Origin of the sequence: Brenneria sp. L4-2C (assembly GCF_040240335.1) — a bacterium.
GTDB lineage: Bacteria > Pseudomonadota > Gammaproteobacteria > Enterobacterales > Enterobacteriaceae > Brenneria.
The window spans coordinates 56850-70797 of record NZ_JBEIAC010000017.1 but is presented as its reverse complement, the minus strand read 5'-3'; the positions used below and the strand labels follow the sequence as shown (position 1 = coordinate 70797).

Annotated in this window: 13 protein-coding genes; 9 read left to right on the top strand and 4 right to left on the bottom strand. The window is 52.0% G+C overall.

The window, feature by feature from the left end; translation table 11 throughout:
• Positions 1 to 393: 393 nt before the first annotated feature.
• The 4 genes from ABRZ26_RS19600 to ulaG all read right to left on the bottom strand — a co-directional run bounded on the left by ABRZ26_RS19600 (position 394) and on the right by ulaG (position 3650).
• A complete protein-coding gene (locus ABRZ26_RS19600; RefSeq protein ID WP_319605801.1) occupies positions 394 to 972 on the bottom strand; it encodes a hypothetical protein in 579 nt (192 codons plus the stop codon).
• Positions 973 to 1222: 250 nt separating this feature from the next.
• Positions 1223 to 1546, bottom strand: coding sequence for a thiosulfate sulfurtransferase GlpE (gene glpE / locus ABRZ26_RS19595; RefSeq protein WP_319605799.1), 324 nt, complete (start codon positions 1544 to 1546; stop codon positions 1223 to 1225).
• 110 nt (positions 1547 to 1656) lie between these two features.
• On the bottom strand, positions 1657 to 2412 hold the full coding sequence (ulaR, locus tag ABRZ26_RS19590; RefSeq protein WP_319605798.1) for an HTH-type transcriptional regulator UlaR: 756 nt from the start codon (positions 2410 to 2412) through the stop codon (positions 1657 to 1659).
• A gap of 173 nt (positions 2413 to 2585) precedes the next feature.
• On the bottom strand, positions 2586 to 3650 hold the full coding sequence (gene ulaG / locus ABRZ26_RS19585) for an L-ascorbate 6-phosphate lactonase (protein WP_319605797.1): 1065 nt from the start codon (positions 3648 to 3650) through the stop codon (positions 2586 to 2588).
• A 428-nt stretch (positions 3651 to 4078) separates the two neighbouring features.
• Between ulaG and ABRZ26_RS19580 the strand changes: the two genes are divergently transcribed.
• From ABRZ26_RS19580 to ABRZ26_RS19540, 9 genes are all read left to right on the top strand, one after another.
• Positions 4079 to 5482: a PTS ascorbate-specific subunit IIBC gene (locus ABRZ26_RS19580; protein ID WP_319605796.1), complete on the top strand. Its 1404-nt coding sequence runs from the start codon at positions 4079 to 4081 to the stop codon at positions 5480 to 5482.
• Entirely contained in the window at positions 5479 to 5787 is a 309-nt protein-coding gene (gene ulaB, locus ABRZ26_RS19575) for a PTS ascorbate transporter subunit IIB (protein WP_319605795.1), read from the top strand. Before ABRZ26_RS19580 ends, ulaB begins: the two co-directional genes overlap by 4 nt.
• Positions 5788 to 5796: 9 nt before the next feature.
• On the top strand, positions 5797 to 6264 hold the full coding sequence (gene ulaC, locus ABRZ26_RS19570) for a PTS ascorbate transporter subunit IIA (protein WP_319605830.1): 468 nt from the start codon (positions 5797 to 5799) through the stop codon (positions 6262 to 6264).
• Between the two features lie 15 nt (positions 6265 to 6279).
• Complete coding sequence (locus ABRZ26_RS19565) at positions 6280 to 6933, top strand: 3-keto-L-gulonate-6-phosphate decarboxylase UlaD (protein WP_319605794.1); 654 nt, start codon at positions 6280 to 6282, stop codon at positions 6931 to 6933.
• A gap of 9 nt (positions 6934 to 6942) precedes the next feature.
• Positions 6943 to 7803, top strand: a complete 861-nt coding sequence (locus ABRZ26_RS19560; RefSeq protein ID WP_319605793.1) for an L-ribulose-5-phosphate 3-epimerase — start codon at positions 6943 to 6945, stop codon at positions 7801 to 7803.
• Positions 7803 to 8489, top strand: coding sequence for an L-ribulose-5-phosphate 4-epimerase (locus ABRZ26_RS19555; RefSeq protein WP_319605829.1), 687 nt, complete (start codon positions 7803 to 7805; stop codon positions 8487 to 8489). The genes ABRZ26_RS19560 and ABRZ26_RS19555 overlap by 1 nt, the downstream gene beginning before the upstream one ends.
• A gap of 354 nt (positions 8490 to 8843) precedes the next feature.
• Positions 8844 to 10343: a glycerol-3-phosphate dehydrogenase gene (gene glpD / locus ABRZ26_RS19550; RefSeq protein ID WP_319605792.1), complete on the top strand. Its 1500-nt coding sequence runs from the start codon at positions 8844 to 8846 to the stop codon at positions 10341 to 10343.
• Positions 10344 to 11145: 802 nt separating this feature from the next.
• Entirely contained in the window at positions 11146 to 11775 is a 630-nt protein-coding gene (locus ABRZ26_RS19545; protein WP_319605791.1) for a ferredoxin-like protein, read from the top strand.
• Between the two features lie 63 nt (positions 11776 to 11838).
• Positions 11839 to 13941, top strand: a complete 2103-nt coding sequence (locus ABRZ26_RS19540) for an aldehyde ferredoxin oxidoreductase (RefSeq protein ID WP_319605790.1) — start codon at positions 11839 to 11841, stop codon at positions 13939 to 13941.
• Positions 13942 to 13948 lie beyond the last annotated feature (7 nt).

Below are 13948 nucleotides of genomic sequence, written 5' to 3'. Positions count from 1 at the left end.
TGGTAAGACCATGTGATGGGATCGCTGCATATTATTCCGTTGAGAAGAACGCTTGTGAACAAAACATCTCAAGATGCGATACGGCAGTTTTCGATTTGTCTGCTACCTGCTTTTGCAAGCAGAAAGGTCAATCCGATTGATATACTTGCCATTCGGTACATAGCGTATTATGACTGGTATAGCAGCTATCGCACAGCAGACTTTGTATTTGTGGTTTGCCCTATTCTAGGTCTTGCTGTACACCTTCTATGTTCGGCCAGCGCCACCCGGTCATTGCCTCTGTGCCGCGCCAGCAGGCTTACTCCGATCTCATCCAATTCACTCCCTATCTGGTAGTACGAATGTTAATGGCCCCAGTTTGCATGGTGCTGTCTTATTGCAAGCGCTAAGGTGTTATTCTCTCTTTTTCGACTTCCTGACATGCTCTTTGGCAAAAAGAATAAATATCGAAAAAAATGATGCACAGAAAAAAAGCAAATAGGGCAGACTCATTTTATCACGTTCGAATAACGCCTTCCCTTTGTCAAAGCTGATCTGCTCCACGCCTTCTACCTTTAGAGTGACCAGCCTTTTTCTGGATAGAAAGTGATACACCGGTTCTTCTACCCAACCGATTTCTGCCGACTTCCCAACCCATGAGGTTAACAATTCTTTTTTTATTCCACAGCCAAAGAAACAATAAAAATACTCCACTCGTCTTTTTTTCTCTGGCAACACGCCTATTTGCGGCGCATTTTTTCCCTTGTTGTTAATCATCAATTGACCTGTTGAATAATGTATTTCTGCTGAATCCGAAATTTTCCAAAAAAAATCGAAAAAGGGCGGTGTTAATATCATGTAAAGTAATATTGATGACAGTATTGCAAATAACATACGCCCGCGAGGGCTAAAGAAAATTCGCACCCTATGGCAAATGCCGGAAAAAAAGTTATAGCCAAAGGGACGAGTAACATCATCCGTGATTTTCTTCACTGTAACCCTCCTAGCTTCAGATGCTACCGTAATGATTAAGAGCCTGTTCGAAATCTTTTAGTGCATAGCGTCAGGAAGCCGCTCTCGCACGTTTTTTCCATTTCGAAAGTATTCATCAGTATCGTCATATTCACGTTAACTCAGGAAATATAGCAAGGAGAGAGGTATTATCCAGACCTTTAGTCGACGTGCATCACGGGAATCAACCGTTAGCGCGAATAATCACGCTAACGGCTCAACAGCCACAATCTTAAATCTGTGACTGAACACTCTGCGGGTAGCGCTGTTGCCAGGCTTCAAAACCGCCGTCAACGCTGCAAACCACGTCGAAGCCCAGGCTGAGCAAATACTGCGCCGCGCTGCGACTGCTGATGCCGTGATAGCAAATGACCATTACCGGCGAGGTAAAGTCGGCCTCACGCACAAATTCAGACAGGGTTTCATTACTCAGATGTATCGCGCCGGGTACATGCGCGGCGGCAAAGCTCTGCGGATCGCGAATATCGACGATAATCTCCCCCTGTCGCCAGCGGGAATACGCATTTTCAATATCAATCGCTACAAATTGTTCCATTAAGCGTTATAACCTTGATTAGTCACCAGGCACCTACGAACAGGGTATCATTGTAACCCGTGAAACATCGCATGAAACCCGGCAAACCATAGGGTTATAACAAAATCCTCTTAAACCAATATCACTTCCACGTTCAGTTCGCGAAGCTGCGCCACTATCTGCGCATTAGCCTGTTTGCCGGTAATCACCACGTCGATCTGCTCCACCCGGCTGAACAGCATGCCGGCGCGTTCGCCGATCTTGCTGCTGTCCACCACCACCGCCAGCTTGCCGACATAGTTAAGCATCTTTTGCTCCGCCATCGCGGTCAGCATATCGGTTTTATACAACCCTTCCACCGTCAGCCCCTTGCCGCTGGTAAACATCCAGTGTCCGGCATAAAGACTGGCGTCCCCTTCCTGCGGAGCCAGGGTAATGGACTGGCTTTTATTGTACTGCCCGCCCATGATGACGACGCTGTCGTGCTCTTGTTCAATCAGGTAATTCGCCAATGGAAGGTAGTTGGTGATCACCTGAACGTCTTTGCCGCAGATCTCCTGCCCCAGCAGAAAAGCCGTCGAGCCGCAGTTAATCACCACGCTCTCGCCCGGACGACACAACTGCGCCGCCGCTTTGGCGATACGCATTTTCTCATCCAGATTGTGCGCCTGATAAATATTGAGCGGCGTCCAGGCCGGGCGCGGAACATTGACGGCTTCGGCGCCGTTGCGAACTTTCCGCAGCTTCCCCGACTCGTCAAGCTTATTGATATCACGCCGGGCGGTGGCGGGTGAAACATCAAAGCGCTCAATCAGGTCGGCAACGGTCAGTTGCCTTTGTCGCTGCAAGAAATCAAGGATGGCGTTATGGCGCTGAGATTCGGTCATACTGGCCCCGCTAAATGGATTCTGACCACCGATTATAATGAGCGCTTTCGGTAATTTGAATCATAACTTGTCAAAAGTACGCACGGGATAGCGTCTACGGATAACGATACGAAGGACAAACGAGGGGTACAACGGGCGGACCACGCCGCCCACGAACCACGCATCCAGTGCTTTTACAGGAAAGATTTAAACGGTAAATCCGGCTCCAGGGTAAAGCAGTCATCAAATCCGCGCGGGTAGTGATACTCCAGATTATCTTTATCCTGAGGCCAGGTGAATTTGCCGCCGACCTGCCAGATAAAGGGCTTGAAATCATACTTCAGGCGATCTTTCTTCATTTCCCACAACACGCGGATTTCCTGCGGATCGGCTTGAAAGTTGGACCAGATATCATGATGGAACGGAATGACGACTTTGGCATTCAACGCCTCGGCCATGCGCAACATATCGGAACTGGTCATTTTATCGGTGATGCCGCGCGGGTTCTCGCCATAGGAGCCAAGCGCGACATCGATCCGATGCTCGTTCCCGTGTTTGGCGTAATAGTTTGAATAATGGGAATCCCCGCTGTGGTAAAGATTGCCGCCCGGGGTTTTGAACAGGTAGTTCACCGCCCGTTTATCCATGCCGTCAGGCAGCACGCCGGCGGCTTTTTCATCGACCGGAAGCGTAATCAACGCGGTGCGATCAAATGCGTCGAGCGCATGAATTTCAACATCTTTAATCGTAATCACATCGCCCGGTTTCACCACGATGCAGCGTTCACGCGGCACGCCCCAGCCGATCCACAGATTGACGCAGCTTTCCGGGCCGATAAAGGGGACGTTGGCGTCGCAGTTTTTCATCACGGCGGCGGCCACGTTCACATCGATATGGTCGTTATGGTCGTGCGTCGCCAGTACCGCATCGATTTGGCGAATGGCGAAAGGATCAAGAACAAACGGCGTGGTGCGCAAATTGGGCTGTAATTTTTTCACGCCGGCCATACGCTGCATCTGGTGACCTGACTTCATCAGCGGATTACCGTGGCTCTGTTTGCCCGTGCCGCACCAGAAATCCACACAAATATTCGCTCCCTCTTCCGACTTCAGCCAGATGCCGGTGCAACCGAGCCACCACATGGAAAACGTTCCCGGCGCCACCTGTTCCTGTTCTATCTCTTCATTCAGCCAGGTTCCCCATTCCGGGAAGGTACTGAGAATCCATGACTCACGGGTAATGCTCTCGATTTTACTCATAGTGTGAACCTCATCATCGATCGGTTTGGCGTAGGATTGAATAAAAAAACCAGTAAATGATCACTTGGTGAAAACTAATGATTTTATTTTGAGAATTTATCACCGTTTTTTGATGGTGACAATCGACTATTTCACAAACAAGGGCGGCGGATTTTCATCGCGCTATTTTACGGCAAATGAGAAACATCGATTTAAAAATGATTAATTACATGAAAAGTAACGACAAAAAATATTACTTCGCTTTTTTATATGAATACCCTCGTCATCATAAACGATATTTGCGAAGCCAATCACAAATAATCAATAAACGCCTTTTTGTGATTATTAATGATTGTTAGAGTGTTCTGGCCCTACAAAAAATACCTGCCGCGCCGGCGCAATTCGAATACGGCGCCCAACAGGATGACCAAAGGCCGAACGGAGTGCTTATGGAAACCCTCTATAATATCTTTACGATTTTCTTTAATCAGGTCATGACGAATGCCCCGCTGCTGCTGGGGATTGTGACGTTCCTCGGTTATCTGCTGCTGCGCAAAAGCGCCACCGTCATCATTAAAGGCACGATCAAAACGATCATTGGCTTTATGCTGTTACAGGCAGGCTCCGGCATTCTGACCGGCACGTTCAAACCCGTCGTGGCGAAAATGTCCGACGTATATGGCATCAGCGGCGCCATATCGGATACCTACGCCTCCATGATGGCGACCATCGAACGCATGGGCGAAGCCTATAGCTGGGTCGGTTATGCGGTATTGCTGGCGCTGGCGCTGAATATCGTTTACGTCCTGCTGCGCCGGCTCACCGGCATCCGCACCATCATGCTTACCGGCCACATCATGTTCCAGCAGGCGGGGCTGCTCGCCGTATTCTTCTATATTCTCGGCTACCCGATGTGGACCACCATCATCTGTAGCGCCGTACTGGTTTCCCTCTACTGGGGGATTACGGCGAACATGATGTATAAACCGACGCAGGCGGTGACGGATGGCTGCGGTTTCTCCATCGGACACCAGCAACAGTTTGCGTCCTGGCTGGCTTACAAGCTGGCCCCCTATCTGGGGAAAAAGGAAGAGAGCGTGGAAAGCCTGAAACTTCCGGGCTGGCTGAATATCTTCCACGACAATATTGTCTCCACCGCGATCGTCATGACGGTATTCTTCGGCGCGATCCTGCTCTCCTTTGGTCTGGACGTCGTGCAGCAAATGGCGGGGAAAACACACTGGAGCATTTATATCCTGCAAACCGGTTTTCAGTTTGCCGTCGCCATCTTCATCATCGTGCAGGGCGTGCGGATGTTCGTCGCCGAATTATCCGAAGCGTTTAACGGCATCTCCCAGCGGTTGATTCCCGGCGCCGTGCTGGCTATCGACTGCGCGGCTATTTATAGCTTCGCCCCCAATGCCGTGGTCTGGGGATTCATGTGGGGTACCATCGGTCAGTTAATCGCCATCGGCATTCTGATCGCTATCGGCTCCCCCATCATGATCATTCCCGGCTTTATTCCCATGTTCTTCTCTAACGCGACCATCGGCGTCTTCGCCAATCACTTTGGCGGCTGGCGGGCGGCGCTGAAGATCTGTCTGGTGATGGGCATGATTGAAATATTCGGCTGCGTCTGGGCGGTAAAACTGACCGGTCTCAGCGCCTGGATGGGTATGGCGGACTGGTCGATTCTGGCGCCGCCGTTAATGCAGGGATTGACGCTTGGCCTGTGGTTCATGAGCGTCGTTATCGTAATTGCCTTAATTTATATGGTCTTTGCCAGCCGGACATTACGGGCGGAAGAAGACGCTGAAAAGAAACTCACCGAGTCCATGGAGAAATCATTATGACAGTACGAATTCTGGCCGTATGTGGTTGTGGGCAAGGCAGCTCAATGATCATGAAAATGAAAGTGGACCAATTTCTAACGCAGCAGGGTGTCGACCACACCGTAAACAGCTGCGCCGTAGGCGAATATAAAGCGGAACTGAGCGGCGCGGACATCATCGTGGCTTCCACGCATGTCGCCGATGAAATCACGGTCAGCGGCAATAAATATGTGCTCGGCGTACGCAATATGCTTTCCGCCGCCGAGTTTGGGCCAAAGCTGATGGACGTCATCAAAGCGCACTTTCCTGCGGACTTAAAGCAATAAGGAACGATGATGAAGCTACGTGATTCTCTGGCGGAAAACCATTCCATACGCCTGCAAGCCGAGGCCAGCACCTGGCAGGACGCGGTGAAAATCGGCGTCGATCTGCTGGTCGCCGCCGATGTCGTCGAGCCGCGCTACTACCAGGCCATTCTGGACGGCGTAAAGCAATTCGGCCCTTATTTCGTTATCGCACCCGGCCTTGCCATGCCCCATGGCCGACCGGAAGAGGGCGTCAAGAAAACCGGGTTTGCACTGGTCACCCTGAAAACGCCGCTGCCCTTTAATCATGCCGATAACGATCCGGTCGACATTTTGATCACTATGGCGGCGGTCGACGCCCATACCCATCAGGAAGTGGGCATCATGCAAATCGTGAATTTGTTTGAAGATGAAGCCAACTTTGACCGTCTCCGCGCCTGCCGCAGCGAGCAGGATGTCCTGAATTTGATTGACCACGCCGCCGCCGCGGCATGCTGATTAAGGAGTTTAGCGATGTCTCATTTACCCCTATTGCAAGTTGCGCTGGATAACCAAACGCTGGCGGATGCTTACCGCACCACCAGACTGATTGCCGAAGAAGTGGATATTATTGAAGTGGGTACCATCCTGTGCGTCGGCGAGGGCGTGCGCGCAGTGCGCGATCTGAAAGCCCTTTACCCGCATAAAATCGTGCTGGCGGACGCAAAAATCGCCGACGCCGGAAAAATTCTGTCGCGCATGTGCTTTGCCGCCGACGCAGACTGGGTCACCGTCATTTGTTGCGCGGACATCAACACGGCGGCCGGCGCGCTGGAAGTGGCGCGCGAATTCAACGGGGATGTCCAGATCGAACTGACCGGGTTCTGGACCTGGGAACAGGCGCAAGCCTGGCGCGATATCGGCATCCGGCAGGTGGTATATCACCGCAGCAGGGATGCGCAGGCCGCGGGCATCGCCTGGAGCGACGCGGATATCAGCGCCATCAGACGTCTGGCCGACATGGGCTTTAAGGTCACCGTCACCGGCGGCTTGGCGCTGGCGGACCTGCCGCTGTTCAAGGGGATCCCCATTCATGTGTTTATCGCCGGCCGCAGCATCCGTGATGCGGCGGATCCGGTAGACGCCGCTCGTCAATTCAAACACAGCATCGCCCAGCTCTGGGGATAAGGTGATCTCATGCTCACGAAAACCGTCCCCCTCGGCATTTATGAAAAAGCGCTGCCGCCGGGCGAAAGCTGGCTGGCGCGGCTGCAACTGGCGAAAGAGCTGGGCTTCGACTTCGTTGAAATGTCGGTGGATGAAAGCGACGACAGACTGGCCCGGCTTGACTGGCGTCGTGAGCAACGCCTGGATCTGGTCAACGCGATTTCGGTGAGCGGCATTCGCGTTCCGTCCATGTGCCTGAGCGCCCATCGGCGCTTTCCTTTAGGCTCGGAAAATGACGCGATCCGCGATCGCGGACTGGAAATCATGTTCAAGGCCATTCGTCTGGCGCAGGATGTCGGTATCCGGGTTATTCAACTCGCCGGTTATGACGTTTATTATCAGCAAGCCAACGATCTGACCCGCGAGCGTTTTCGCAACGGGCTGCAACTGGCGGTGGAAATGGCCAGCCGGGCGCAGGTCACGCTGGCGATGGAGATTATGGACTATCCGCTAATGAACTCCATCAGTAAAGCGCTGGGCTATGCCAACTATCTGAATAATCCGTGGTTCCAGCTTTATCCTGATATCGGCAACCTGTCGGCATGGGATAACGACGTACAGATGGAACTGAAGGCAGGGAAAGGCCACATCGTCGCCGTGCATGTTAAAGATACCCGACCGGGCGTGTTCAAAAATGTGCCGTTCGGAAGCGGCGTGGTTGATTTTACCCGCTGCTTTACCACGCTGCGCGAAAGCGGCTACTGCGGTCCTTATCTGATCGAAATGTGGAGTGAAACCGCTTCCGACCCGGTTAAAGAAGTTATCGCCGCGCGTGACTGGGTCAAGCAACAGATGAGCCGCGCCGGCTTGCTGGTGGAGGAAGTCGCATGATGCAACAGTTAAAACAGCAGGTTTTTGCGGCGAACATGGCGTTGCCGCGCCACGGTCTGGTGACCTACACCTGGGGCAATGTCAGCGCGATAGACAAGCAGCGGCAGTTCATGGTGATCAAACCCAGCGGGGTGGCTTACGAGGTCATGCAGGCAGACGACATGGTGGTGGTGGATATGCAGGGCAAGGTGGTGGAAGGAAAATATCGCCCCTCCTCCGATACCGCCACGCATCTGGAACTGTATCGCCGCTATCCGCAAATCGGCGGCATCGTCCATACCCATTCCACCCATGCAACCGCCTGGGCGCAGGCCGGGCTGGCGATCCCGGCGCTGGGCACCACCCACGCCGACTATTTTTATGGCGATATTCCCTGTACCCGTCCGTTAACCTCGCAGGAGGTTGAAGCGGAATATGAAAAAAATACCGGTATCGTGATTGCTCAAACAATCGGCGACGGCAATCCGCGGCACACTCCCGGCATTATCGTTTACCAGCATGGGCCTTTCTGCTGGGGCAAGGATGCGGATGAAGCGGTCCACAATGCGGTGGTGATGGAGGAAGTGGCGAAAATAGCGTGGATTGCCTGTTCCATTAACCCACGGCTACGCCCGATCGACGGCTATCTGATGAATAAACACTTTCACCGTAAGCACGGCCCCAATGCCTATTACGGACAGCGGTAAGCTTATAAACCCCGTCCGGCGCCGATCAGAATCGGCGTATTTTTGACTGTCCTGGGAAAAAAGCCCCACGGAAGGGGACGCCTGCGTATCAAATTCGCTGACATGACAGTTTTGGGTCGCTCGCCGAAAAAACGACGTCCGCAGGCAAATTGACGGCGCATTATTCGCCGTTACTTTGCCCTCGCCTTTCTTTTCGCCTTTAATACCCACTTTTTTTAATGTGACAACTATCGTCAAATTGTTACCTTCATCACGCATAAATGTTTTTATTTGGTTAACTATTGGCTACTTTGTTTGTTTACGATTATTATAATGCTCGAAAACGAACATTTAATTTTACGGTGGAGGAACAACGTGGAAACCAAAGATCTGATTGTGATCGGCGGCGGCATCAACGGCGCCGGCATCGCCGCCGATGCCGCAGGGCGTGGATTATCCGTCCTGCTACTGGAAGCGCAGGATCTGGCCTGCGCCACTTCCTCCGCCAGTTCTAAATTGATTCATGGCGGTTTACGCTATCTGGAACATTATGAGTTTCGTTTGGTCAGCGAAGCGCTCTCCGAACGTGAAACCCTGCTGAAAATGGCGCCTCATATCATTTTCCCCATGCGCTTTCGCTTGCCGCATCAGCCGCATCTACGCCCGGCGTGGATGATCCGTATCGGTTTGTTTATGTACGACCACATTGGCAAACGCGTCAGCCTGCCGGCCAGCAAAAGCGTGAAATTCGGCGCAGGCTCGGTATTGAAGCCGGAATTAACCCAGGGTTTCGAGTATTCTGACTGCTGGGTGGATGATGCGCGTTTGGTGGTGCTGAATGCGCAGGAAGCCGCTAAGCACGGCGGCGAAGTGCGTACCCGCGCCAGGGTCGTCAGCGCCCGCCGCGAACAAGGAGTGTGGGTGGTTGAAGCCGTCGACTCACTCAGCGGGGAAACGCTCACCTGGCGCGCCAAAGGTCTGGTCAACGCCACCGGCCCGTGGGTAAGGCAATTTTTTGATGACGGCTTACAGCTAAAATCCCCCTATGGCATCCGTCTGATCAAAGGCAGCCATATTGTCGTCCCTAAAGTCCACGATCAGCCGCAGGCCTACATTCTACAGAATAAAGATCATCGCATTGTCTTTGTGATCCCCTGGCAGGATGAGTTTTCCATCATCGGCACCACCGATGTGGAATATCACGGCGATCCCCATCAGGTAAAAATCGATGAGGGCGAAATCGACTACCTGTTGGACGTCTATAACGATCACTTCAAACAACCGCTCAGCCGTCAGGATATTGTCTGGACCTATTCCGGCGTGCGTCCGCTGTGCGATGATGAATCAGATTCTCCGCAAGCCATCACCCGCGATTACACGCTGCCGGTTAGCGATGAACAGGGTCAGGCACCGCTGTTATCCGTATTCGGCGGCAAGCTGACCACCTATCGCAAGCTGGCGGAGCATGCGCTGGATAAATTAGAAAAATACTATCCTCAGGCGGGCAAAGCCTGGACCAAAGACGCCGTGCTGCCCGGCGGCGATATCGCCGGCTCGCGTGATGAATATACGGCCGCCCTGCGCCGCCGCTTTAATCTGCCGGAAGCGCTGGCCCGCCGCTACAGCCGGACATACGGGTCGCACAGCGAGTTGATTCTGGCGAATAGCAAGGGGCTCAGCGACCTGGGCGAACATTTTGGTCATGATTTGTATGAAGCGGAATTGCGCTATCTGGTGGACAAAGAGTGGGCTGTCGCACTGGACGATGTGATCTGGCGCCGTACCAAATTGGGTATGTGGTTAAATGAACCGCAGCAACAGCGCATCAGCGAATGGCTGGATACATACCGCCATCAGGCGGCAAAAGTCGATTAATTCCTCTCCAGCAAAACGTTTACATCTTCGTAAACGTTTTGCATCACCAAATCGTATCGACGCCGTTTTTCCGTTATTTCTCACCATCAAAATCGCTTATCCCCCAGCCGAAACCGCGCGTATATCATTTTTAATCCATCCCTTTATTTTCATATATTACGAGATAAATCAAAAAAGAATATTATTCCAGCCCAATCAATTCCCGATATTCCCGCCTCCACTGACATGCAAAAAAATAACAAACAAACAACTGTTATTAACCATTAATAATATTATTTAACCTAAATGACGAATTATACATTCTTATCACAAAAAATATTTATTAATTATTTAACTTTTAGCTTTCTAAATAATAATAAGAATCAATAAGCATAACTATATTAAAAACAAATAATTTATAAGACATTAATCACATAATAAAAAAAATTATAACCACAGGATAAATAAGGTTAATAAAAAAGATAAAAATGGCATATAGTAAAAGGCGTGACCTACCGTGAAATAGGGTCGTCATTAGGGTATGAAAGGTCATTATATGTGCCGCTGAACATCGGATCGGTAGCAAATTGATCGGATGCCATTGGTGAAATTAGACAGGAAACGCCAACCGTTATTTTCATAAATATATAACGATATTCAAATCAGGTCGCCTTTTTATTTTCAGCCGATTTTATCTTTGACATTTTGCTATAGGTTTTATTTATGCTTATTTATTCCTGATAAGTTTCAGCACGCGGGTGGTGACGCCTCTGCAACTTGAAAGTTAAAGGGGATATTCGGGTATGCGGGGGATAAGAATTAAATGCCTAATCAGGTTGAACGTCCTTTACTGGATCTGGGATTAACAAGACTGGAGTTCCTGCGCATTTCAGGCAAGGGCCTGGCAGGAATAACTATCGCGCCGGCGCTGCTGTCCTTATTGGGATGCAGACAAGAAGACATCAACAGCGGCAACGTCGGGCTGACCACCACACCGAAAGGCGTACTGGTGACGAAAAGAGCCCGATGCACGGGCTGCCACCGCTGTGAAACCGCCTGCACCGCCTATAACTACGGCAGCGTTGGCTCCTTCTTCTCTCGGGTGAAAATCCACCGTCATTTTTATTACGGCGACGGCGGCATCGGCTCCGGCGGCGGGCTGTATGGCGATCTCAATTTCACCACCGATACCTGTCGACAGTGTAAAGACCCCGAATGTATGAAGGTCTGCCCGATAAAAGCCATCGCCTATAACGAGGAACGCGGCTGTATAACTGTCGATGACCGACGCTGTATCGGTTGTTCCGCCTGCACTACCGCCTGTCCGTGGATGATGGCGACAGTTAATCCGCAGATCAAAAAGTCCGGTAAGTGCAATTTATGCGGAGAGTGCGCCGCCGCATGCCCTACAGGCGCATTGAGCATCATCGACTGGAAAGAGATTACGGTTTAAATCACCCGGCTTTTATCGCTATCCATTTATCGGTGACGATGCCCCACATGCAGGAAATAAATTATGATCAACGGTTGGACTGGCAATATATTACGAATCAATTTAAGCACCGGCGCTATCACCAAAGAAGATTCCAGCGAATATAAAAAATTTATTGGCGGAATGGGATTTGGCTACAGAATCATGTACGACGAGGTGGCGCCGGGAACCAAACCTTTTGACGAAGCCAATAAGGTGGTGTTTGCCGTCGGGCCATTAACCGGCTCCGGCGCCCCTTGTAGTTCACGCGTTAATATCACCTCATTATCTACCTATACCCGCGATCATTTAGTCGTCGATGCGCATATGGGCGGTTTTTTCGCTGCCTATATGAAATACGCCGGCTACGACGCCATTATTATCGAGGGGAAATCGCCCAGACCGGTGTGGATTAATATTCAGGACGATAAGGTCAGTATTGAAAATGCCGCGTTCCTGTGGGGAAAAGGCACGCGGGAAACCACGGAAGAAATTTGTCGCACCACCAATGTCGAAGCCTGCGTTGCCGCTATCGGCCCGGCCGGAGAAAATCTGGTGCCGTTGTCCGGCATTCTGAACAGCCGTAACCACAGCGGCGGCGCCGGGACGGGCGCGGTGCTGGGCTCCAAGAATCTTAAAGCCATCTCGGTCATCGGCACCCAGGGCGTCAACGTCGCCAATCGGGAAGAACTGAAAAACCTGAACGACTACATGATGACCGAGCTTATCGGCGCGAATAACAACCATGTCGTTCCCAGCACCCCGCAAGCCTGGGCGGAATACTCGGATCCGAAATCGCGTTGGACCGCGCGCAAGGGGCTGTTCTGGGGAGCCGCGGAAGGCGGCCCGGTGGAAACCGGCGAAATTCCCCCCGGCAACCAGAATACCGTGGGCTTCCGCACCATGAAATCCGTCTTCGATCTCGGCCCGGCGGCGGAAAAATACACGGTAAAAATGGGCGGATGCCACTCCTGCCCCATCCGCTGCATGTCGCAGTTGCACGTCCCTCAGGCCAGTCAATATGGCGTACCGGCCACCGGCGGCAATACCTGTGTGGCGAACTTTGTCCACACCAGCATCTTCCCGCACGGGCCGAAAGATTTTGATGAAAAGGGCGACGGCAAGGTGGTGGGCAATCTGGTCGGACTCAATATTTTTGACGACATGGGGCTATGGTGCAATTACGGTCAGTTGCACCGCGATTTCATCTACTGCTATAGCCACGGCGTCTTCAAACGCGTCCTGCCCGCCGAAGAATACAACGCCATCCGTTGGGATCAGCTGGAAGCCGGCGATCCGGCCTTCATCAAGGACTTTTACCATCGGCTGGCGCATCGTATCGGGGAACTCAGCCATTTGGCCGACGGTTCTTATGAAATCGCCAAACGCTGGGGTCTGGGCGACGCCTACTGGAATGACAAAAAGAACAAGCTCTGGTCGCCGATGGGTTTCCCTGTACACCACGCCAATGAAGCCTCCGCGCAGGTGGGGTCGATCGTCAACTGCATGTTTAACCGCGATGCCATGACGCACACCCACATTAACTACATCGGCAGCGGGCTGCCGTTGGCGCTGAAAAAAGAGATTGCCGGCGAATTATTCGGTTCTCCCGATGCTTACGACGACACCAAGAATTACACCCCGATCAACGAATACAAAGTGAAGTATGCCCAATGGACCATCTTCAGAAGCTGCCTGCATGACGCCATTACGTTGTGCAACTGGGTCTGGCCGATGACCGCCTCACCGCTCAAAAGCCGTGGCTATCGCGGCGACTTAGGCATGGAAGCCAAGTTCTTCGCGGCGGTGACCGGGGAACCCACCACGGAAGCCAGTCTGGATTTGGCCGCCGAACGCATCTTCACCCTGCATCGCGCTTACACCGTCAAGTTGATGAACACCAAAGATATGCGTCACGAGCACGATCAGATCTGCGACTGGGTTTTCGATAAAGATCCCGATATCCAGGTGTTTACCGAAGGCACCGACAAGATGGATCGGGCGGATATGCAAAAATCCCTGACGATGTTCTATACGGCAATGGGTTGGGATCCCGAACTCGGCTGTCCGACCCGGGAAACGCTGATCAGACTGGGTATGGAAGACATCGCCGACGATCTGGCGGCGCGTAATTTGCTCCCGGCATAGCGATATT

What these genes read in the sequence shown, in the direction of transcription:
- ABRZ26_RS19540 (WP_319605790.1), top strand. Translation starts at nt 11,839, where the DNA reads ATGATCAACGGTTGGACTGGCAATATATTACGAATCAATTTAAGCACC.
- ABRZ26_RS19560 (WP_319605793.1), top strand. Translation starts at nt 6,943, where the DNA reads ATGCTCACGAAAACCGTCCCCCTCGGCATTTATGAAAAAGCGCTGCCG.
- ABRZ26_RS19545 (WP_319605791.1), top strand. Translation starts at nt 11,146, where the DNA reads ATGCCTAATCAGGTTGAACGTCCTTTACTGGATCTGGGATTAACAAGA.
- ulaB (WP_319605795.1), top strand. Translation starts at nt 5,479, where the DNA reads ATGACAGTACGAATTCTGGCCGTATGTGGTTGTGGGCAAGGCAGCTCA.
- ulaG (WP_319605797.1), bottom strand. Translation starts at nt 3,650, where the DNA reads ATGAGTAAAATCGAGAGCATTACCCGTGAGTCATGGATTCTCAGTACC.
- ulaR (WP_319605798.1), bottom strand. Translation starts at nt 2,412, where the DNA reads ATGACCGAATCTCAGCGCCATAACGCCATCCTTGATTTCTTGCAGCGA.
- ABRZ26_RS19565 (WP_319605794.1), top strand. Translation starts at nt 6,280, where the DNA reads ATGTCTCATTTACCCCTATTGCAAGTTGCGCTGGATAACCAAACGCTG.
- ABRZ26_RS19580 (WP_319605796.1), top strand. Translation starts at nt 4,079, where the DNA reads ATGGAAACCCTCTATAATATCTTTACGATTTTCTTTAATCAGGTCATG.
- ABRZ26_RS19555 (WP_319605829.1), top strand. Translation starts at nt 7,803, where the DNA reads ATGCAACAGTTAAAACAGCAGGTTTTTGCGGCGAACATGGCGTTGCCG.
- ulaC (WP_319605830.1), top strand. Translation starts at nt 5,797, where the DNA reads ATGAAGCTACGTGATTCTCTGGCGGAAAACCATTCCATACGCCTGCAA.
- glpE (WP_319605799.1), bottom strand. Translation starts at nt 1,546, where the DNA reads ATGGAACAATTTGTAGCGATTGATATTGAAAATGCGTATTCCCGCTGG.